Source organism: Nocardia bhagyanarayanae, assembly GCF_006716565.1.
GTDB classification, from domain to species: domain Bacteria; phylum Actinomycetota; class Actinomycetes; order Mycobacteriales; family Mycobacteriaceae; genus Nocardia; species Nocardia bhagyanarayanae.
Map to the genome: position 1 here is coordinate 318131 of NZ_VFPG01000002.1, position 21717 is coordinate 339847.

The 21717-nt window shown below is 69.6% G+C and carries 16 protein-coding genes; 10 read left to right on the plus strand and 6 right to left on the minus strand.

The window, feature by feature from the left end:
- Positions 1-168: 168 nt before the first annotated feature.
- The 8 genes from FB390_RS28220 to FB390_RS28260 are packed head-to-tail and all read left to right on the plus strand — an operon-like array spanning position 169 to position 11498.
- Positions 169-2889 (plus strand): phosphoenolpyruvate synthase, encoded by a 2721-nt coding sequence (locus FB390_RS28220; RefSeq protein WP_141812291.1) that lies wholly within the window; start codon positions 169-171, stop codon positions 2887-2889.
- The gene (locus FB390_RS34465) at positions 2879-6679 is read left to right on the plus strand and encodes an AMP-binding protein (protein ID WP_246124425.1); all 3801 of its coding nucleotides are present in this window, start codon (positions 2879-2881) and stop codon (positions 6677-6679) included. The genes FB390_RS28220 and FB390_RS34465 overlap by 11 nt, the downstream gene beginning before the upstream one ends.
- On the plus strand, positions 6676-6945 hold the full coding sequence (locus FB390_RS28235) for an acyl carrier protein (RefSeq protein WP_141812292.1): 270 nt from the start codon (positions 6676-6678) through the stop codon (positions 6943-6945). The genes FB390_RS34465 and FB390_RS28235 overlap by 4 nt, the downstream gene beginning before the upstream one ends.
- The gene (locus FB390_RS28240) at positions 6938-8029 is read left to right on the plus strand and encodes an SDR family oxidoreductase (protein ID WP_141812293.1); all 1092 of its coding nucleotides are present in this window, start codon (positions 6938-6940) and stop codon (positions 8027-8029) included. The genes FB390_RS28235 and FB390_RS28240 overlap by 8 nt, the downstream gene beginning before the upstream one ends.
- Before the next feature lie 5 nt (positions 8030-8034).
- Positions 8035-8952, plus strand: a complete 918-nt coding sequence (locus tag FB390_RS28245; protein ID WP_141812294.1) for a nucleoside-diphosphate kinase — start codon at positions 8035-8037, stop codon at positions 8950-8952.
- Positions 8949-9935, plus strand: coding sequence for a ScbA/BarX family gamma-butyrolactone biosynthesis protein (locus tag FB390_RS28250; protein ID WP_246124426.1), 987 nt, complete (start codon positions 8949-8951; stop codon positions 9933-9935). The genes FB390_RS28245 and FB390_RS28250 overlap by 4 nt, the downstream gene beginning before the upstream one ends.
- Positions 9932-10570 carry a nitroreductase family protein gene (locus tag FB390_RS28255; protein WP_246124427.1) on the plus strand — a complete coding sequence of 213 codons (639 nt, stop codon included), beginning with the start codon at positions 9932-9934 and terminating at the stop codon, positions 10568-10570. The genes FB390_RS28250 and FB390_RS28255 overlap by 4 nt, the downstream gene beginning before the upstream one ends.
- Entirely contained in the window at positions 10563-11498 is a 936-nt protein-coding gene (locus FB390_RS28260; RefSeq protein ID WP_141812296.1) for a UbiA family prenyltransferase, read from the plus strand. The genes FB390_RS28255 and FB390_RS28260 overlap by 8 nt, the downstream gene beginning before the upstream one ends.
- Here the strand turns inward: FB390_RS28260 and FB390_RS28265 are convergent, their stop codons facing one another.
- On the minus strand, positions 11499-12578 hold the full coding sequence (locus FB390_RS28265; RefSeq protein WP_246124428.1) for a methyltransferase: 1080 nt from the start codon (positions 12576-12578) through the stop codon (positions 11499-11501).
- A 131-nt stretch (positions 12579-12709) separates the two neighbouring features.
- Complete coding sequence (locus FB390_RS28270; RefSeq protein WP_141812298.1) at positions 12710-15313, minus strand: cytochrome P450; 2604 nt, start codon at positions 15311-15313, stop codon at positions 12710-12712.
- A gap of 68 nt (positions 15314-15381) precedes the next feature.
- On the opposite strand from FB390_RS28270, the gene FB390_RS28275 reads away from it, so the two are divergent.
- Both FB390_RS28275 and FB390_RS28280 read left to right on the plus strand, forming a co-directional pair.
- Positions 15382-16662, plus strand: a complete 1281-nt coding sequence (locus tag FB390_RS28275; RefSeq protein ID WP_141812299.1) for a glycosyltransferase — start codon at positions 15382-15384, stop codon at positions 16660-16662.
- A 79-nt stretch (positions 16663-16741) separates the two neighbouring features.
- On the plus strand, positions 16742-17458 hold the full coding sequence (locus tag FB390_RS28280) for an ABC transporter permease (protein ID WP_246124429.1): 717 nt from the start codon (positions 16742-16744) through the stop codon (positions 17456-17458).
- Between the two features lies 1 nt (position 17459).
- Here FB390_RS28280 and FB390_RS28285 read toward each other — a convergent pair whose 3' ends face one another.
- The 4 genes from FB390_RS28285 to FB390_RS28300 form a co-directional block, all read right to left on the minus strand.
- Complete coding sequence (locus FB390_RS28285; protein WP_141812301.1) at positions 17460-18221, minus strand: MerR family transcriptional regulator; 762 nt, start codon at positions 18219-18221, stop codon at positions 17460-17462.
- 145 nt (positions 18222-18366) lie between these two features.
- On the minus strand, positions 18367-19875 hold the full coding sequence (locus FB390_RS28290) for a flavin-containing monooxygenase (protein ID WP_141812302.1): 1509 nt from the start codon (positions 19873-19875) through the stop codon (positions 18367-18369).
- A gap of 11 nt (positions 19876-19886) precedes the next feature.
- Positions 19887-20816 carry a ferritin-like domain-containing protein gene (locus FB390_RS28295; RefSeq protein ID WP_425465926.1) on the minus strand — a complete coding sequence of 310 codons (930 nt, stop codon included), beginning with the start codon at positions 20814-20816 and terminating at the stop codon, positions 19887-19889.
- A 1-nt stretch (position 20817) separates the two neighbouring features.
- The gene (locus tag FB390_RS28300) at positions 20818-21717 is read right to left on the minus strand and encodes an SDR family NAD(P)-dependent oxidoreductase (protein WP_141812303.1); all 900 of its coding nucleotides are present in this window, start codon (positions 21715-21717) and stop codon (positions 20818-20820) included.

A 21717-nucleotide genomic window follows, 5' to 3' on the forward strand; every position in this document is an offset into this window, starting at 1 on the left:
CCCTGGCCGCGCGACGAACTGTTCGAGAACTGGTACCACTGGATCAGGGGCTAACGCCGCGGCGACAACTCGGATATACCCAGACGAACCCTTGGTTCTCGCGCGGCCGTACGCGGGCCTGGAGCGCCCGGCTCCGACGCGTCGATCAGGGGTGATGGGAGAGATGCCGTGCAGGTACTCGGGACGTGGGACCAACCGGCGACGATCGCCGCGCTGGCGGGCGGCAAGGCGCGGGGATTGCACGTCGTGCACAACGGAGGCTTCCGTGTTCCCGAGTGGGTCGCGCTCGGCACCGACGCGTTCGAGCGCTTTCTCGCCGAACACGGGCTGGCCGAGCGAGTTTCCGCGCTCCGGAATACGAACGATCCAGACCGGGCACTGGCGTTGGCCGCCGACCTGCGCGCCGCGATCGCATCCGCACCGCTGCCCGCCGACCTGCGCGAACTCGTTGCCGACGGATACGAGAGGATCGGCGGCGGTCCGATCGCCGTACGCTCCTCGACGCTGGTCGAAGACGGCGCCGAGCACTCCTACGCGGGACAGTTCGACTCCTTTCTCAACGTCAACGGCGTCGCGGCGGTCGCCGACCGCGTGCGGGACTGCTGGGCCTCGGCATTCTCCGAGCGGTCGATACGGTACGCCTTCGCGCGGTCGCGTCCGGTCGGCGGCGCGCCGGGCGTTGTGCTGCAACGGCTGGTGGCCGCCCGGGCCAGCGGCGTGCTGTTCACCGCCGATCCCAGCACGGGCGCGTCCGACAGACTGGTGATCAGCGCGGTGTACGGGCTCGGCGAGGGTCTGGTGTCGGGTGCGGTGGACGCGGACACCGTCACCGTCGACAAAGCGACCGGCGCCGTGCTCGACACGATCGTCGGGGACAAGGACAGCAGCTACACCCCCGCCGCAGGGCAGGGCTACGAGGTCGGCGAAGTGGCGGCGGCCTTGCGCGAACGCGCCGTGCTCGCCGACGACGAGATCGCCGAACTGGTCGAACTCGGCCGCAAGATCGAAATAGTCTGCGGCGCACCGCAAGACATCGAGTGGGCGCTGGACGACATGGGACTGTGGATACTTCAGTCCCGCCCGATCACCACCGAGGTGGCGCCCGCCGGGCCGACCGACGCGTTGTTGCGCGGCGCCGGTGAGACGCTCGCGCCGGGCGAACTGCGAATCTGGGACAACTCCAACATCATCGAGAGCTTCAGCGGCATCACCTCCCCGCTGACGTACACCACCGCGGCGGGCATCTACGGTCGCGTGTACCGCGGCTACGCCGCCTCCCTGCGCGTGCCGCCCGCGCAGCTGCGCCAGACCGACGCGTGGACTCCGGTGCTGCTCGGCTGGTTTCACGGCCGCGTGTACTACAACCTGCTGCACTGGTATCGGATGGTGGGTATCGCGCCGGGCTATCCGCTCAACCGCCGGGTGCTGGAGGCCGCGCTCGGCGTCGCCGAGCCGCTCGCCGACGACATCGCGAAGACATTGCGGCCCTTCACCTTCCGCAACCCGCTGACGCGGCTGCGGTCCCGCGCGGTGACCACGGCCACCTACCTGCGGCGGCTGTTCGGCATCGACGCGATGGTCGAGGATTTCCTCGCCGACTTCTACCGCGTCTACGACGAGTACGACGGACTCGACTACACGTCGCTCACCGGCGAACAGGCCTATGCCGCGTACCGCACGGTCGATCGCGATCTAGTCGAACGCTGGGGGCCGCTGATGGTGCTCGACGCGATCCTGCTGACCTGCACCGGCTTGCTCTACGCACTGACCAAGGCACTGCTGCCGAACGCGCCGGAGTGGTTCCTCTACGCGGTCGTCGGCCCCGGCGCCGACGTCGAATCGGCCGAGCCCGCCCGCGCGATGACCGCGCTCGCCAAGACCGTGCGCGCGGATGCGGAGCTGACGGCGCTGGTGTACTCGACCCCGCCGGACCGGCTGTACGACGCCCTCGCCGACCATCCGAAGTTCCGCGCCGAGGTAGACGCCTACCTGGACAGCTACGGCTACCGCAGCCTGGACGAACTGAAGCTCGAGACGCCGGACCTGCGGGAGGACCCGTCGGGTCTGTTCATCATGCTGCGCAGCGCGCTCGGCCGGGTGCACGAGCAGGAAACACCGTCCGATCGGCGCGACGAGGCCGAGGCCTACCTCGACGCGCACCTGCGCGGCCCGCGCCGCCGTGTCTATGAACGCCTGCGCGCCAAGGTTTCCCGGTGCGCCGCGCACCGCGAGCGCCTGCGGTTCTGCCGTACCAGGGCCTTCGGCATGGTGAAGCGGATGATCCGGGCGATGGGCCGGGATCTCGTGGAGCGCGGCGTGCTCGACGAGTTCGCCGACGTTTTTTACCTGACCGTGGACGAACTGCGCGGCTGTTACGAGGGCGCCGACACCGAGCCGCTGCGCGCGCTGGTCGCCACGCGCAAGGCACAGCGCGCCGCCGACGCCGATCTGGTCGCGCCCGCCCGGTTCGTCACCCGTGGCGGGGCGTTCGGGCGCGCGGAGCTTGCCGCGCAGGGCTGGGTGCCGGTCGGCGAGACGCCCGCGGCGACCGTGGGCACCGTGCTCGGCGGCACCCCGTCGGCGGCGGGGATCGTGGAGGGCGAGGCGGTGGTCGTCAGCGAGCCGAGCGATGTCGCGGGCGGCATTCTGGTGGCCTACCGCACCGACCCGGGGTGGGTCGCGGCGCTGCCCTCGGCGTCCGCACTGGTGATCGAACGCGGTAGCCCGCTCACGCACGTGGCGATCGTGGCCCGCGAGCTCGGGGTGCCGACGGTCGTTCAGGTCAAGGACGTCACGAGGAAAGTACGGACCAGTATGCGGATTCGGGTGGACGGAACGGCCGGAACGGTTACTGTGCTGTCCGAAGGAGTTGACCGCGATGGCACCTGACAAAGACGTTGCGGCCGTGCGAGATTGGCTCCTGCGTCCGGCGCGGGAGACCGGCATTCACCTGGCCGACGAGGGCGACGGCTGGGATTTCCGCAGCTATCGGGAACTGGCCGAGCAGTCCTGGTCCATCGCCGCACTGATGCGCGAGCACGGGCTCGCAGGCGGCGAGGGCGCGTGCGTCGTCATGCCCACCGGATTCGCCTGTACCGCGGCCTTCTACGCGGTGTGGGCTTGCGGCGGGGTGTTCACCCCCATCGCGCCGCCCATGTTCGGCGACCTCGACCAGATCGTCGCGCATATCGCCGCGATCCTGACCGCCGCCGCGCCGCGGCTGGTGGTCACCGCACCGGAATTCGAGGACCTGGTACGCCGGGCGGCGGTGGCGGCCGGTCGGCGCGACGAGCCGTTGGTGATCGGCGCCGAGTTGCCGCAGCCGCCCGCCGAACGCGACCTCGGCGCGCCCGCGGATTGCGCTCTGCTGCAATTCACCTCCGGTTCGACGGGGACGCCGCGTGGTGTGCGGGTCAGCTGGCGCAACCTGGCCAACAACATCGCCATGATCTCGGGGCTCATCGATTGGCGTCCCGGCGAGGCCATGGTGTCGTGGTTGCCGCTCTATCACGACATGGGCCTGGTCGGCGCGTTCCTGACGACCGTGACGAACCAGGGCGATCTCTACCTGATGCGGCCGGACCAGTTCGTCCGCGACCCGGCGCGCTGGCTGCGCGCGATGGCCTCGGCCCAGCACTCGCCGTCGCCCTCGTTCGCGCTGGGCTATGTGGCGCACCGGGTTCCGCCGGAGGAGATCGCCGAGCTGGACCTGTCCGGCTGGCGCACCCTTGCCGTCGGTTCCGAGCCGGTGGAGGTCGCCGATCTCCAGGCGTTCGCCGAACTCACCGGGCCACGCGGTTTCTCGATGGATGCCTACACGCTTGCCTACGGCTTGGCCGAGGCGACGCTGATGGTGACGTCCTCGGCGCGACGGCGGCCGATCACGGCGCTGCGGCTGGACACGCCGAACCTGCGCTTCGGTCATCCGGTCGGGGTGCTGGCCGAGGCGCGTCTGGACGACACCCACCGCGTCGACGGTGCGGGCTGGATCACCGGACTCGGCTACTCGACTCCGGAATCGACCGTCCGCGCCGTCGACGAAGCGGGGCGCGAGCTGCCCGACGGGGTGCTGGGCGAACTGGTGGTCGTCGGCGATTCGGTCGCGATGGGCTACACCGGCGACGACGACGGCGGCGCGACCCAGATCGTGAACGGCGAGCTCTACACCGGAGACGCCGGATTCCTGTACCGCGGCGAGGTTTTCGTGCTCGGCAGGATGGGCTCCAGCCTCAAGGTGCGCGGCCGCTCGGTGTTCATGGAAGACATCGAATCCCGCGTGGCCGGTGAGACCGGCATGACCAAAGGCAAATTGGCCGCCGTCGCGCTGACCGAAGTAGGCGCGCCGGGCATCGCGCTGTTCGCTGAAGTGCCGCCCGGTGCGTGGATCGCACAGGCGCGCAGAGTGATACGCGGCGAGCTCGGTCCGGCCGCCGCGATCACCATCGTCACCGGCCCGCGCGGGACCATCCGCCGCACGTCCAGCGGCAAGCCGCGCCGCCGCCACCTGTGGCGGCTGTTCCGGGACGGCGGACTCGCCGGGGTGCAGGTGCACGAGGCGGACGGAACAACCGCGCTGACCGCCGGTTCGAACACGGCGGAGACGGGCGGACAGGCTCTCGCAGTTACCGAGGCTCGGCCCGCCACAGAAGCGGACAGCCGGGAGCAGGTGGGTATGGGCGACCCTCTCGCGGTGCCCGCGCCCATTGGCCAGGGCTCGGGCGACGCGGTCTCCTCGGGAGGCGGCCCGGTGGCCCCGAGCGACCCTGTCGCGGTGCCCTGTCGCCTTGGCCACAGCTCGGGTGCCGACGCGGTGGCGGCCGGCGGAGATGGGGTGTTGCCGGTTGACGCGATGGGGTTGAGCGGTTTACAACGCATCGAGCCGGAACCGGTTGCCGCCGACGGCCAATTCCCAGGCACCCCGGTGCTGGACGAGTCGCGACCGACGATGTCGCCCCGAGCCGGGAGGGTGGAAAGCATTCGCCCGGTGGCGTCCGCCGCACCGGCGCCCGCCCTGCCGACAGAGCGCATGCGTCAACTCCTCGACGCTGCGCTGGAAAGTGTCGCGCTTCCCATAGATTCGGCGGTCCTGTTCGAAGGTTCCCTCGCGGAGGGCTTCGGTAACGAAGGTTCCGATGTGGACTTCCTCGCGGTCGTCCCCGGCGCCGAGGAACTCCCGACCCTGCCGACGGTCCTGTTCATCGACGGGCGCCGGGTCGAGATTCGCACCCGCTCCATCGCCCAGCTGGGGCGTCAGATGAAGCGGGCGGCCGAAGGTGAGTCCGCCGGGCTGGACGAGGACCTGCTCAACCGCTGCCAGCGCTTCCTGCGCGCCACCGTGGTCCGGCCCGGCGCGGTGGACATCGACGGTTTGCGCGCCCTCCTCCCGCACGACGACTTCCGAATCCGTATGTCGGAATGGTGGACGGCCCGCGCGGTGCAGGCGCTGCGCTACGCGGTGGCGCTGCGCGCGCTGCGTGCGTCCGACGAGGCGAGCGAGTGGGCGCGCGACGGACTACTGCAAGCCGTGAAGGCGTGGGCGGCCCGGCGTGGTGAGACCTATCTCGAGACCAAATGGCTACCGCGGCAACTCGATCGGATCGGCCGTCACGAATTCATCGACCGGTATCGGGAGCTGAGCGACCCAGCGACGTGGAATTTCGAAAAAGACACCACCTGGCAACAGCTTTGGCACCTGGTGGCCGATCTCGGCATCGAAGACACGACCGACGACCCACACCGCATCCTGTTCGCCCGCCGCCCAGCCGTGACGACTTGGATAATCGGCGGCCGCATCCACGTCGTGCGCGACGACCGAGACGTCTTCGCGCTCTCCGACACCGCCGCCCGCGCCTGGCGTTCGGTGGTCTTCAAACACTCCGTGCGCGACGTGCTCGCCCGCGCACCGCGCGACATCGCCACGGAGCTGGCGGAATTCGTGCGCCTCGGACTCGTCGGCTTGCAGTGGCGGGACGCGGGCCCGATCGAACCCGCGCTCGCCATGTGCAAGCCCGCAGCGTCTTACACGCCGGTGCCGAGCGCGCACAGCCCCGCGCTCGGTCTGACCGGCGCGGCCCGCGACGACGCGATCGCGACCCTCTCGCCACTGCCCGCGCGCCGCTTCACCGAGTGCGCGCTGCACCTGGTCTGGTCGAACATCGTGCTGGAGAACGCCAGGGAGGACCTGGCGGGGGCGGTCAAGAACGGCCAAGGTGGTGTCGCCGACATCGCCGCGCACCGGTTGATCGCCATGGCGGTGCGAGTCCTGCTGTCCGCTTTCGGTATCCATCCGCTGCCCCCCGATGTGGCGCCGTCCGCAACGGTCGCGCGACTGATGCCGCCCGGCGCACGGCGGCGTACGGAAGTGCTCGCGCAGCTGGATGCCGCACGCGGCGTGCGGTTCTCGGAACTGCTGGGCCACGGCGGCGATACCCTCGCCGGGCTCGCGGTCCTCGACGATTTCGTCACCCTGGTGCGCACCGTCGCGGGCGGCGCCGACGCGGCGCTCGTCTTCCCCGCCTCGTTCGACTCGCGCGAGCAGTGGCGGCGCACCCTGGCGATCGGCTACGACTGGCTGCGCCTGGCCGCCTACCTCGACACCGACCTGCCGCTGGACGAGGCCCGCGACCTGCTCAGCACCGGCGGCCACCAGCCCCATCTCCGGGAAAGCGAACCGTCATGACCGCCGCCGCCGACACCACCCTCGCCGCCCGGGTTCGGCGCCTCGTCCGGGCCATGGCGCCGGAACCGCCCGCCGAGCTGGCCGACGAGCACCGCCTCGTGGAGGATCTCGGCTTCGACTCGCTGCGCCTGATGGAGCTGACCGTGGCGCTCGAGCGGGCATTCGAGCTGCCGAGGCAACGGCCGGAGGACCTGGTCGGAGTTCGCCGGGTCGGCGAGGTGATAGCGCTGGTCGGCAACGGCACGCGGGGGAGCGATCATGTGTGAGCGAGAGACCGTGCTGGTCACCGGCGCGACCGGCCTGGTCGGCGCGGAAGTGGTCGCTCGGTTGTCCGCGGCTAGCAGGCCCGTCGCCGCGGTGCTGCACAGCAACGCCGACATCGTCCGCAACGACGGCACGGTGCTGGAGGCGGGCACGCCCGTGGCGGGCGACATCCGCCGCCCCGGATTCGGCCTCTCGGCGCGCGACGGCGAAGACCTCGCCGAGCGGGTCGGTCTGATCGTGCACTGCGCCGCGACCACCGCATTCGACGCGTCCGACGCCGACTACGCCGAACTCAACGTGCGCGGCACCGAGCACGCGATCGCGCTCGCGCTGGCGTGGGATGTGCCGCTGGTGCATGTCAGCACCGCCTACGTGTGCGGAATGCGCGGCGGCACGATCGGCGAAGACGAACTCGACGCAGGCCAGTCGTTCGGAAACCGCTACGAGCGCAGCAAGTTCCGCGCCGAACAGCTCGTGCACGCGGCGGCCGAACGTGGCTTGCGGTGGGCCATCGTGCGGCCCGGCATCGTCACCGGACACTCGGCCACCGGCGAGATCCGCGAATACAAGAACCTGTACACCGTCGTGAAGTCGATGGTCGAGGGCAAGCTGCGGACCCTGCCCGGCCGCTACGACGCAACCCTCGCGCTGGCGCCGGTCGATCACGTGGCCGATGTGATCGCCGCGGCCGTCCTGGATTTCGACTCGGCGAACTTCCGCACGCTGCACGCGCTCGGTCGCGACGCGCTCTCGCTGCGGGAGGTGTCCGACGTGCTCGCCGAGTATCCGTCGTTCGAAGTGGCGACTTTCGTGCCGAAATCCACGTTCTCCGAAGCGGATCTGGATCCGGTCGAGCGCGAGTACTACCGCCGGATCGGCACGCTCTACACCAGCTATTTCGAGCGCCGTCTCGACTTCGACACCACCCGTGCCGAGATACTGCTCGGCCGCCCGTCGCCGCCCACCGGCAAGGAGTACCTGCGCTCGCTGCTGGACTACTGCCTGGAATCCGGTTACCTCGGCGTGCCGCTGCCCTCGATCGAGGAAGTTCTGGCCGCCAACGGTTTCGACGGGGCGATCCGATGACGGCGATGCCGGCGGAACAGGGTGGCGCGTCGCTGCACGCGCTGCTGGACTGCCTGACACCCGCCGCGGCGAAGATCGACGCCTACGCGGACGACACCTACGTGCAGGAGGCCGTCGACCAGCTCGAGCGGCTCGGCATCGATCCCGTCGCTTTCGCCAGGCAGCATTCGCTGTTGCTGCTGAAGCCGGACGCGATCGTGGCGCGCGCGGTCGAGCCCACGCTGCAATGGTTGCCCGCCAACGGCTTTCGCGTGGTAGCCGCGCACCGGATGCGAGTGAACCGGCACCTGGTGCGCGCGCTGTGGTACTTCGCGTGGAACATCGCCTCGCCGGAGCGCAGGCGCCTCGCCGACCTGCTCGTCGACATCTCCGACGTACTGGTGCTCGTCGTGCACGGCGCCGACGACACGCTGCCCGTGCCGATCCGCCTGACCGAGGCCAAGGGCGCCACCGACCCGCGCAAGCGCAAGCCTGGCGAACTGCGCTACCTGCTCGGCAGGCACAACTTCTTGCTGAACCTGGTGCACTCGCCCGACGATCCGGCCGACGTGCTCCGCGAACTGGCCATCTACTTCGACGAGCACACCCGCGCCGACCTGCTCGCGCAGGTGACGGCCGGGCTGGATCGCACGGCGGCGGTCAGTGCGTTGGCCGCCGACCTGTACGCGCGGGTCCCGGCGCGCAGCTTCGACCGGGACGACGCGCTGCGCACCGTCCTGGCCGACTTGCGCCGCGCCGGAATCGACGCGGCCGAGGACGCGGACGGCGCGCGGCTCCTGTATTCGGCGTGGGCCGCGGGCGCGGAGCTGGATCCCTGGTCGGTCCTGGTGCTCGGGTCGTATGTGCTTCCGATGCGGGTCGGTACGGGACCGCAGACGCTGCCGCCGGTGGCCGCGCGAGAATGGTTGGAGGGCCGATCGTGACAACACACGCGGCAGTCGAGAAGACCGCCACGCACAACCGCACCGTTCCCAGGCAGTTGGCGCACCGCTGCGCGGTCTCGGAGGTGTTCGTCACCTCGCTGGACACCATCGGGCCCGACACGTTCCTGGTCGGCGCCCAGCTGCCGCGCATGCACGCCTATTACGGCGACCACGCCGGATCGCTCGGTCTACGCCACGATCCGCTGCTGGTGATGGAGGCCGCGCGGCAGGCGGCGATCTCGCTGACCCACGAGTTCTACGGTGTGCCAGCGGATATGGCGTTCATCGTGCGAACGTTCAACGGCACCGGCTCGGACACCCCGGCGTGGGAGACCGGCATCGCCCCCGCCGATCTGGTGATGCACGTGCGGGTTCCGCGCAGGCACCGCCGCGGAGAGACGCTCCACGGCCTGGACATGGTGCTGGAAATATTCTCCGGCGGCGAGGCGATGCTCACCGTCGACGGTTCCTTCTCCTGGACAACGCCGCGGCAGTGGACCGGGTTGCGGGATCAGTTCCGGGAAAGCCTGGGACTCGGTGCTTTCCACGGCGCCGCGGCACTCGGCGAGCGTGCCGAGGCGGCGGCGGTCGGCCGCGAGAACTGGCGCAATGTCGTGATCGCGCCGCCGGACACGGACGGTCGCGTCACTCGTGCCGCACTGGTCCCCGACCTGTCCCACCCTTTCCTGTTCGATCACCAGCTCGACCACGTGCCCGGCAGCTTGCTGATCGAGGCGTGCAGGCAGACCGCGCTGAGCATGGTGCTGCGCGATCTGCCCCGATTGGTCTGCGTGGCAAGCACCTTCGACCGGTTCGTGGAACTGGATCTGCCCGCCGAGTGCGTCGTCGAGATCACCGAACCCGGACTCGACACCACCGTCGTGCACTGCGAGATCCACCAGGCGGGCGCCGTCGCGGCCCGCGTAGATCTCGAATTCGACGTGGACGCTCTGGATTCCGAGACCATCGCCGACGCCCGATGAACGCCGCCTCGATGAACGCCGCCGAACTGCTCCGTACGACCCGCGCGTTCCGCAGACGGCTCGATCTCAGCCGCACCGTCGACCGCGCGGAGCTGCTGGACTGCCTCGACACCGCCGTGCACGCGCCGAGCGGCACCAACCGCCAACCGTGGCGCTTCCTGGTCGTGCGGGACCAGAGCAGCCGGCAGCAGATCGCGGAGTACTACCGCAAGGGTTTCGCGGCCTATCTGTCCGCTCGCACACCCCGACCCGATCAGCTCGGCGATCTCGCCTCCGGCCGGTATCTGGCCGAGCGCATGCACGAGGTGCCCGCGCTGGTGCTGGTCTGCTCGCTCGGCCGCCCGCCCGCGACCGGTTCGGCCCTGCACCTGGCCAGCTTCTACGGTTCGATCTATCCGGCTGTCTGGAGTTTCCTGCTCGCCCTGCACGAGCGGGGGCTCGGCGGCACCATGACGACCGCTCACCTGGCCTACGAGCGCGAGGTGGCCGAGCTGCTCGGGATTCCGTTCGACGAGGTCACCCAGGTCGCGCTGGTTCCGGTCGCGCGCCTGCGTCCGGGCCCTACGAAGGAGACGCCGCGTCGGCTGCCCGCCGCCGAGGTCACCGCGTGGGACCGGTGGGGCGGGCATGAGTAGCGACGTGCGGTCCCCGAGCCCGCTCGGCTCCGCGCGGCGCGTCGCGCGCTTCACCGCCGTCATGTACAAGCCACACTATCTGCTGTACGGCATTCTCTTCGTGCTCGCCCTCGAGGGCACGGCCGCCCTTGTGTCCCAACCGGATACACCGTGGCGGCCGGGCTCGGCCACCGTGCTTCGCATCGTCGTCGTCGCCTTCGTGCTGCTGTATCTGCGGATGGTCGACGAGCAGAAGGACCTGGACTACGACCGCGTGCACAATCCGGACCGACCGCTGGTCACCGGCGCGGTGAGCGCGGGTGAGTTGCGCGCGGCCATGGGCGTGATCGCGGTGGGGGCGATCGGCGCGAGCCTGGGTCTGTCGGTGTCCTCCGCCGTGGCGATCGCGGTGGTGTTGGCGTACGGGGTGTTCCTGTGGGCCTTGGAGCGGCGCTCGGCCGCTGTGCGCGACGACATTCTGCTCAATCTCGTTGTCACGTATCCGGTTCAACTGTTGGTGGCCGCATATGTCCTCGTTTCGGCGAGCGACACCGGGGAAGTCGCCGCCGGATGGCAGACCGCCGCTGTCGTGGCGATCTTCGCGGCAGCGTTTCTGCAATTCGAGTTCGCGCGCAAGACCGCGCGGGAACGGCGTCCGGGTGAGCACCTGTATTCGAATCGGCTGGGTGTCGCGGGAAGTATCGCCGCGATTCTCGGATTCGCCGTGCTCGCCGTGGCGGTCGAGCTCGCGGTGGTCCGACCGTGGGAGTACAGCGGCTGGCGGTCCATGATCACGTGGATACCTCTGGCGCTGTTGTCGATTCCGGTCTACGGGGAGTGGCGGTTCCTGCGATCGGACGAACCGGATCACCCGGTCCTGCCCGCCGTCGGTTTCGTTCTCGCCCTGTACGTCGCGCTCATCGCCCAGGCGTTGCTCTGCACAACCTAGCTATCGATCGGCCGGGCATGCTTCGAGGATGTTGTCGGGAGACACCGTCGGCACGACGCGCAGCAAAGTGAATCCATTACGCGCCAGCAACTCTCGGTACTCCGACTCGGTGCGCTCGCGTCCGCCCGCGTTGACCAGCATCTCGAGGTCGATGTACTTGCCGGGATGCGGCCTGTTGTGTTCGGGCAGTACCAGTTCGACCAGCAACAGCCGGGAGTCGGGCGGCATGGCGGTGCGCAGGGTGCGCAGGATCCGGTCCGCCTCGTCCTCCGGCCAGTCGTGGATGATGTGTTTGAGCAGGTACGCGTCGCCGCCTTCCGGCACGGCATCGAAGAACGAGCCGGCCGTGACGGAGCAGCGGTCGGTCACGCCGCGCTCGGCCAGGTACGGCGCGGCGTCCGCGACGACCTCGGGCAGATCGAACAGGACGCCGCGGGAGCGCGGTGCGCGGCACAGGATCTCGGCGAGCAGGCTACCGTGGCCGCCGCCGACGTCGACGACGGTGTCGTAGCGCGCGAAATCGTATGCGGCCAAGAGCGGTTCGAGCGCGAGCGTGCTGATGCTGGTCATCGCGTTGTCGAACAGTTCGCCGAGCTCGCGGTCGGACTGCACGTAGTCGAAGAACGGCATCCCGTCCAGCGCCGGGCCGACCGGCAGGCCGGTGCGCACCGCGTCGGTGAGATGCGACCAGTGCGCGCGGTGCTGGGCGGAACCGAAGAACAGGAACGCGTCGCGCAGCGAGACCGGGGCGTCCTTGCGCAGCGCCCGCGCCTGCGGGGTCAGCCGATAGGCGCCGTCGCGCCGCCTTGCGAAGATGCCGTGGCTGATCAGCAGCCGCAGGAGCCGGTGCAGCGCGTCCTCGTCGGCGCCCACCGCGGCGGCCAGCTCCGCACCCTGCCGCGGACCGCGGGCGAGCTCGTCGGCGATGCCGAGCTCGGCGGCCGTCGCGATGGCCTGCGCCAGCCAGCCGGAGGTCATCATCTCCATCAGCGCGATATGGCCGGGAACCAGTTTTCGGTGCAGTACGGCGAGCGCGCCCCGGAAGCGGTCGACCGCGCGCAGCAGGGGGAGCGGTGGCATCGTGGGTCGTCCGGAGGCCATGAGCGGTCCATTCCGTCGGTCGGTCGTCGGCACACACTTGTCGAGCAGGGTACGTCGCACGCCCGGGCATCCGATGGAGAAGCGCGGGTAGATGCCCGGAAACGGCGCCTTCACCTGCGGTGCAGAACCACCGGCAGCTCGGCGGGCGAAGGGACGAAATCGAGGGTGGTCGGCCGCACCCGGTAGCCCGGATCCGGTTCCGGCCGCCAGCGGGCGAACAGCGCCGCCGTCGCGAGGGTGATCGTCATGACGGCGAAGTTGTTGCCCGGACAGTGCCGCGCTCCCACGCCGAACGGCAGGATCGCCTTCTTGTCGATCTCCTCGACCCGTCCGGCGAACCACCGGTCCGGATCGAAGGTCTCCGGTGCGGGGTAGTAGCGCTCGGTGTGGTGCACCAGGTACGGGCTGTAGACCACCATCGCGCCGTCGGGCAGGGTGACGCCGCCGATGGTGACCGGGCCGTCCGCGGTCTGCGTGCTGACCCACGGCCCCCAGAACCGCAGCGTCTCCAGCACCACGAGCCGCAAGTAGGGCAGAGCGACGAGGTGATCCGGCCGGACCGGCCCGGCGGCGACGAAATCGTCCAGTTCCCTGCGCAATTCGTCACCGATGTCTTGATTGCGCATGGTCTCGTGCCAGACCCAGGTCATGATCGAGGCCGTCGAGCCGACGCCCGCCGCCAGCATCAGGATGAGCTCGTCGACGATCTCCTCGTCGGACAGGCGCGCGCCGGTCTCCGGATCGGTGTGCCGGACGAGGGCGGAGAGCACGTCGTGGAAATCCCGGTCCGACTTGCGATATTCGGCGACGACGGCGGCGATCTGCCCGCGCAGCGCGGCGGATTTCGCGGCGAAGCGGCGATTCGCGACCACGCGCAGCCGCCGTACGGCTCGAGGCAACGCGGCCCGCTGGATCACCTGTCCGAGCAGCCACGGAACATTCGCGCGCACTTCGCGTTTCGCCTCCGCGCCGAAATCGGCGGTGAACAGGGTGGCCGAGATGGTGTCCAAGACCAGCCGGTGCGCCTCGTCGACCAGATTCAGCGGACGGTCCGCGGGCAGCGCGTCGGCCCACGCATTGGCCAGATCCGCGGCCACAACGGTGTATTCGGCCAGCCTGCGCTGGCGCAGCGCCGGGGCGATCATGCGGCGGCGCAGCTCGTGCGGTGTCCCGCTGAGCACATTCGAAGCGCCGCGAATCACCTCGTGCATCGCCTCACGCAGCTCTTCGCGATGGAACGACCCGGCTTCGCCGAAGCCGACCTCGCGGATCAGCTCGGGTGTGGTCAGCACGTAGGCCGGGCGCGGCCCGAGATAGATGCGCACGATCGGGCCGATCTCGGCCAGGGAGGCGACGAACGGCAGTGCGCCGCGCAGCGCGGCGAGGCTGTGGCCGAGCAGCGGGAGCCTGCCCGGCGCGGTCGGGATGCCGTCGAGCGAGGCGGCGCCATCGTCGCTCCGAGCGGCCGTCAGCTCGGTGTACTCGGCGGTCACCTGCGCGATCAACCGGGATTGTCGAGCCGTATCCGCGTGGTCGCTCAGTGCCTTTCGCATCGGGATCAGCTGCGCCGGATCGGCGGCCAGATCGCGCAGCGCCGCGGCGATCGAAGCGACCGAAGGGTCACGGGTGCGGAGACCGCCGCCCTGCGGCACCGTCTCCGCGAGATCGGGGTCGCAGTACACCACGGGCAGCCCCATGGCCACGGCTTCCAGCAGCGCCATGCCTTGGGTGTCGAATCCCACGGAGGGGAACAGCAATACGTCGTGCGCCGCCATCGCGGTGAGGCAGTCGAGTTGGGGAACGCCGCCGTGCAGGCGTACCCGGTCCGCGAGGTCGCCCGCCTCGATCGCCGCGCGGGCCGCCGCCTCCTGATCGCCGCTTCCGTACACGTCCAGCGTGCAGCCCGGTGTCCTGCGGACGGCCTCGATCGCCTCCAGGATCCGCTTCTCCGGCGACAGACGCGCGCACCACAGCACGCGCAGCGGGCCTGCCGTTTCCGGCGTGAAATCAGCCGCGCTGCCACGTGGTTTCGCGTCATCGGCCGTTGCCGTAGCGGTTGCGGCACGTGCCCTGTCGAGCAGTTCGTCGTCGATGCCGTTGGAGATCACCCGAATCGGGCGGTCCAGCCCGTGCGCGCGGAAGCGGTCGGCGAAGTGTTCGGTGGGCACGATCACCCGGTCGGCGGCGCGCGCGTGGTTCACCATCGTGTGCCAGGCTTGCCGCGCGGCCCGTGACTCTCCGTTGTGCGACAGCGACTTCCGGTGCGGAACGAAACGCCCGTGCAGCAGGCGCACGGCGAGCGCGGACAGGTACGGCGCCGGCGAGGTGTGCTGGATGAACGCGTCGTCGCGACTGTGCACCGTCTGCACGACCGGAATGCCGTGGCGGCGCGCGGCGCGCAGACCGGCGATCGCGACGCCGTAGGTGGTCTGCACGTGCACGATGTCGATCGGGCCGCGGTCGGCGAAGGCCGCGTCGATGCGGCGGGCGTTGTCCGGCGTCGGCAGCACCATTGCGAATCCGTTGACCCGCACGCCCGTGAGTGCCGAAAGGACCACGAGGTCCGGGTCGGGTTCGGTAGATTCCGGCGTGGGCGCGGCGAACACCGTGACCCGGTGACCGGCCCGTTCCAGGCCGCGCCGCAAGGCGTTCACCGAAGTCTGGATCCCGCCGAGAGTAGCGGGATGGAAGTCGGTGAACAACGCGACGTGCATGGCCACCACCGTACGGACGCAGGAGGTCCGATGAGGGTAATTCCCGCCGAGTGCGCGGAGGCGACGGCATGAAAGTGGCGATACCGCTGACCGGCACCCGCGGAGATGTGCAGCCCGCGGTGGCCCTCGGACTGGAACTGCGCCGCCGCGGCCACGAGGTGACCGTCGGCGCACCGCCGAATCTGGTCGATTTCACCGCCCGCGCCGGACTGACCGCGACACCGTGCGGCCCGGACGTGCAGCAGTTGTACGCCTCCGACGAGGGCCAGCGCGCGCTGGCCGCGGGCAGCAGTTTCCGGCTGATGCAGCTGGTCGGCAAGCAGATGGCCGACTACGCCGAGCGGATGAACCGCGAGGTGATCGAGGTCTGCAGGGACGCCGATGTCATCGTCTCCACGTTGCTCACGGAGGATCGGGCCGCGTCGGTCGCCGAGGCGATAGGGGTGCCGATGGTGACGATGCACGGTTTTCCCGGCCGCAAGAACGGGGCGTATCCGTTCCCGGGGGCGCTGCCGCCGCACTGGCGTCCGCCCGCCGCGGTCAACCGCGCCACCTGGACGCTCGCCGAGAACCTGCGCCGCGTGGTGTTCCTGCGCTACCTCAACCAGTTGCGCCGCGAACTCGGTCTGCCCAGGTCGGCGGCGAGCCCGGCCGCGATGCTCGATCGCCGCGGCGTGCCGGAGGTGCAAATCTACGACCGCGCGCTGGTACCCGGTCTGGCCGAGGAGTGGGGTGAGCGCAGGCCGCTGGTCGGCTTCCTGCCGCTCGAGCGGTCGGCGCGCGAGGCGATCGGTGAACTCGCCGCTGATCACAGTGCGGTGCTGGCCTGGATCGCGGAGGGCGAGCCGCCGGTGTACTTCGGATTCGGCAGCATGCCCATCCGGGACACCCACGCGGTGCTGGCCATCGTCGAGCAGGTGTGCGGACGGCTCGGCAGGCGGGGGCTGGTGAGCGCGGGCTGGAGCGATCTAGACGCCGCGAACGCCGAGACCGGCCCGAACGTGCGGGTCGTCGGAGCGCTCGCGCACGACATCGTCTTCCCGCTGTGCGCCGCGGCCGTGCACCACGGCGGGATCGGCACCACCTTCGAGAGTCTGCGCGCGGGCTTGCCGACGCTGGTCTGCTCGGTGTCGTTCGATCAGCCGATGTGGGGCGGACAGGTCGAACGGCTCGGGGTCGGAGCGCATGTGCCGTTCCAGCGGCTGGACGCCGAGCGGCTGACCGAGGGCGTGCGGACGCTGCTCGCGCCGGAGACCGGTCAGCGGGCGAAAGGCTTAGCGGTGCAGCTGCATTCGAACTCGGACGCGACGCGGCATACGGCCGATATCGTCGAGCGTGCGGCGGAATGATCCCGTCCGCGTTGCGGCCGCCGCCGAGCCGCGCCACAGCTCGGGGCTGATGAGGCGGGCCATCGCGGATTGCGCTGTCATGTTCCGGCGCGCGGCGCGGCGCACCGTGCGCAGCCGCGACACCCTGGTGATCTCGCTGGCGCTGCCGATCCTGATCATGCTGCTGTTCGTGTACGTGTTCGGCGGAGCGATCCAGGTCGGCATGCCCTACCTGGACTATGTGCTGCCGGGAATCATTCTGCTGTGCACGGGTTTCGGCGCGTCCATCACGGCGACGGCCGTTTCGGCGGATATGGTGTCGGGAGCCGTGGCGAGATTTCGGACGCTGCCCGCCTTCCGGCAGGCGCTCCTGGCGGGGCACGCGGGCGAAGGGGTCGTCCGGAATCTCGCGGCCGTCGGCGTCGTGCTGGCGGTCGCCTTCGCGCTCGGGTTTCGTTCCCGCGCAGGGCTGTTCGACTGGATGGCGGCGTTCGGGGTGATCGCGCTGTTCGTGCACGCGGTCACCTGGATCGCGGTCGCGCTCGGCGTATTGGCGAAAAGCCCGGAGGCGGCAGGCGGTTTCACTTACGCGGTGATGTTCGTTCCCTACATCAGCAGCGCCTTCGTCCCGATCGGCACCATGCCGAGCTGGCTGCGCGGGTTCGCCGAGAACCAGCCCGCCACACCCGTGATCGGCACCGTGCGCGCCTTCCTCACGGTCGGCGGGGGAGGGCAGGCCGTCGCCGCGGTGCTGTGGTGTCTCGGGTTGACGCTTCTCGGATACATCGGCGCGGCGGCGCTCTACGCGCGGCGCTGAGTCAGGCGCCTTTGCCGGTGCGTTTGGCTTCCCGCTCGGCGGCGGTGGCCAGGTAGTCGCCGAGTTCGCGGCGCAGCGTCACATCGAGCGAACGGGCCAGGGTCGCGTGCACCGAGGTGGTGGCGAGCTCCCGCATCTTGTTCAACATCGTTGTGGTCTCGGCGATTTCGGAGCTCGTCTGCGGCAGCCAGCCCGGACCGTGCTCGTCGATGATGTGCTGCTTGGCGGCGGTGATCATGATGTGGGTGATGTCGTCGATCCGGTCGGCGACCTTGGCGTAGATTTCGATGAGCGTGCGCAGTTCCAGGCCGTACTCGTGCAGCTCGGCGAACGACGCCAGCAGGTGGGTGTCGGTGAACACCACGGTCTCGCCCTCGACGCGGACCAGCTTCATCTCGGTCAACCGGTCGACGAGGTCGGCGGACTCGGCGCCGAGCAGCGTGTCGATCAGCTCGCGCGGCACCTCGAAGGTCTCGGCCTTGGCCCACGACGCGGTGACGGCGTGTTGCAGCCCGAGCACCTCGGTCAGATCCTTGCCGGTCTCCCAGCTGGTGATGAAGTCGGCGATGTGCGCGGTGGTGAAGCCGCGCTGCAACAGCGCGTCGATCAGCCGCAACCGGTCCAGGTGCGCCTCGCCGTAGATGCTGGCGCGGCCGTCCTTGCCGATCGGCGGCGGCAGCAGGCCCCGCTCCTGGTACGCGCGCACGTTGCGGGTGGTGGTGCCCGCCGCGCGAGCCAGATCGTCGATCCGATACTCGGCCACCGCGCTCACCTCCTCGCCCGCCGCGGCGCATCGGACGGCCGCGACCTTGATCGTCGAAAGACCGAGTCTATCGAGACGAGCCCGGCGGCACCGGCGTGGGCGCGCGCCGGACTCGTGTCGTTCCGGCGGGTCGGACGGTGGTCCGTTACGAGACCGCCGCGATCCGCGCCGCCCGCGTGCTCGCGTCGGCCGACACCACGTGGTAGTCCTCGAGCCGCAGGCTGCGCAATTGGTTGACGTACTGCGTCGCGAAGCCGGGATACATGGTGGCGTTGAAACCGTCGTCGGTCAGATACCAGCTGTGGCAGCCGGAATTCCAGGTGGTCGCGGTGAGCCTGCGCTGGATGGTCTCGTTGTACCGGTCCTGGCGATCCCTGCGGACGTCGAGCATGCGCAGGTCGCGGTCCAGAATGGTGCCGATCGCCCGGACCAGGTAGTCGATCTGTGCCTCCATGTACACCAGCGCCGAGTTGTGGCCCGGTCCGGAGTTCGGTCCGAAGGTGAAGAACAGATTCGGATAGCCCGACACGGCGACGCTCTTGTAGGCGTACGCGCCGCGCGACCACTCCTCGGCGAGCACCCGGCCCTCGCGGCCGACGATCGGGATCGGGGTCCCGGCCTTGGACACCTCGAAACCGGTCGCGAAGACGATGCAATCCGCTTGGTGCTCAACCCCTTCCGCGGTACGGATGCCGTTCGGGGCGAGGCGCGCGATCGGCCAGGTGATCAGTTTGCAGTTGTCGCGCTGCAACGCCGGGTAGTAGTCGTCGGTCATCAGCAGGCGTTTGCACCCGGCGCGGAAGTCCGGCGTGAGCTGGCGGCGCAGCCAGGGATCGCGCACCTGCCGGTGCAGCTGGGCCCGTCCGACCAGCTCGACGACGCGGGTCAGCGGGGTGTTCCACACGACGCCGAGCGCCACCGACTCGTGTCCGTAGAACCACGCGCGCCTGGCCAGCGACTCCGCCGCGGGCACGTGCCGGTACAGACTCTTCGTGAGCGGGTTGGTCCGCCGGTTCACCCGGGGCAGCACCCACCCCGGCGTGCGCTGGAACACCTTGACCGAGGCCGCCTTCTCGACCAGCTCGGGAATGATCTGCACCGCGCTCGCGCCGGTGCCGACAACCGCGACCCGTTTGCCGGTGAAGTCGTAGTCGTGATCCCAACGGGCACTGTGGATCTTGTGCCCCTCGTAGGTCTCGATCCCGCGGATGTCGGGGAAGCCCGCATTGGACAGTGGTCCCGAGGCGAGCACGACGGCACGTGCCCGCACCGGAGCGGCGTTGCCCTCGATCGCGACGTCCCAGAGACCCGCGTCCTCGTCGAACGAGATTCCCGTTACGGTGCAACCGAATCGGACGTGCGGGCGTAGCCGATACCGCGCCGCCATCGACTCGATGTAGCCGAGGATCTCCGCGCTGCCCGAATAGGTCTGCGACCAGTTCGGGTTGGGCGCGAAGCTGTAGGAGTAGAGCCGCGACGGAATATCGCATGCCGCACCCGGATAGGTGTTGTCGCGCCAGGTGCCGCCGAGCGCGGTGCCGCGCTCCAGGATGGCGAAGTTCTCGATGCCGTGCTGCTTCAACCGGATCGCGGCGCCGATACCGGCGAAGCCGCCGCCGATCACCGCGACGTCGAGCGTCTGTGCGTTGGTCATGGCGTCGCCTCTCATGCGGCGGGCTCGTAGGTGATTTCCTTGGCCCAGGTGGGATCTCTGCGCAGCAACCGCTTCGGCACCCGCGCGGTGATCTTGACCAGGGCGTCGGCCAGCAGGTGATACGGGTGATCCCGGTTAACCACCCAGCCGCCGTGCATCTTCACGATCTGATACATGGGCAGCCTGCGCGCGAATTCGCTGCGCTCGCCCACGTTGCGGTAGCGCTCGAGCGCCTTGTAGAGCTTGTTCTCGTCGACGCCCATCGCGACGATGTTGTCGCGCATCTTGTTCAGCAGCGGCACATAGCTCAGCACGCCGATCAGGAAGGTCGGCTTGACCCAGCCGCCGACCAGCTCGATGAGCAGCTTGCGCATCTCGGCGTGTCCGAGCAGATCCATCACAGCGAAATCGACGGCCAGATGCCGGGATTCGTCGGCGTTGATCCGCTTGAACGCCTCCTGGCAGACCGGGTCCTCGATCTCGTCCATGATGAACTTCACCAACGCGCCGTCCAGCGCGACCTCGAGCATCGGGATCACCGTGCCGAGGAACGACAGCGACATGTCGTCGGAGTACTTGTCCAAGAAGTCGATGACCAGCTTGACGTTGACGTTCGGCTGCGGGATCTCGTCGCCCTCCAGCATGCCCCAGCGGCGCATCAGCGCCAGTTCGGCGTTGGCGTGCTTCTGTTCCTCGGCGTGGAAGTAGCGGTAGATCTCGCGCAGGGTCTCGGTGGGCGCCTTCTTGGCCATGGCGGCGAAACCGCGCGCGCCGACGTTCTCGATCCACATGAGGTCGGCCATGAACGGCTTCAGGCGGGCGTGCAGTTCCGGGGTGATGGTTTCGGCGCCGGGGCCGTCCCAGTCGATGTCGGCAAGGGCCCACTGGCGGTCCTTGATCTTGCGGAGCATGTCCTCGAAGTCCATAGCGATGGCGGCCATGTCAGACTCCTGTCCTGTCGGTGACCGCTGGGCGGTCGGGTGTGGTCGAATCGTCCTGCGGCAGCAGCCGTTCCAGCAGGCCGAGGACGAAGGTGTACTGCGCGGGGAAGTAGCGCTTGAGGCGCCAGACCAGGTGCGCGTCGAGTTGCGGCAGGACGTAGAGGCTGCCGCGATCGTTGGCGTCGAGGGTGACGCGTGCGACGTGTTCCGGGGTGAAACCGGTCCAGCGCATGAGGGTTTCGGCCAGCTTCTGGGACTGCGCGGTGATGCGACCGTCCTTGGCCACGTTGGTCTTGACGAAGGTTGGGCACAGCACGGTGACCGCGACCCCGCTGCCGCCCAGTTCGGCTGCCATGGTCTCGGACAGCGAGAGCACCGCCGCCTTGGACGTGTTGTAGACGGCCATGGACGGTGCGGCCGCGAAACCGGCAGCTGAGGCGACGTTGATGATGCCGCCGCGACCCGCCTCCCGCAGCATCGGCGTGAAGATCTCACAGCCGTGCACCACGCCCCACAGATTGATGCCGAGCGCCCATTCCCAGTCCGCGAAACCGATGGCTCCCACCGGCTTGCCGCCGATGCCGACGCCGGCGTTGTTGATCACCAGCGAGACCGGCTCGTCGAAGACGGACTCGGCGAAACGGGCGAGAACCTCCACGTCCGCGCGCCGGGAGACATCGCAGCGGAAGGTGTGCGCCGCGCCGGGCCTGGTGCGCTCGATGAGGGCGACCGTCTCCTCGGCACGCGCCTGGTCGATATCGGCGCAGATCACCCGACCGCCGCGGGCCGCGAGCTCGACCGCGAAGGCGCGGCCGATGCCGCTGCCCGCACCGGTCACCACGGCCCGTGCGCCATGACTGCGGCGCGTTCGAAGGCTCAGCGGCACAATTCTTTCCAACAT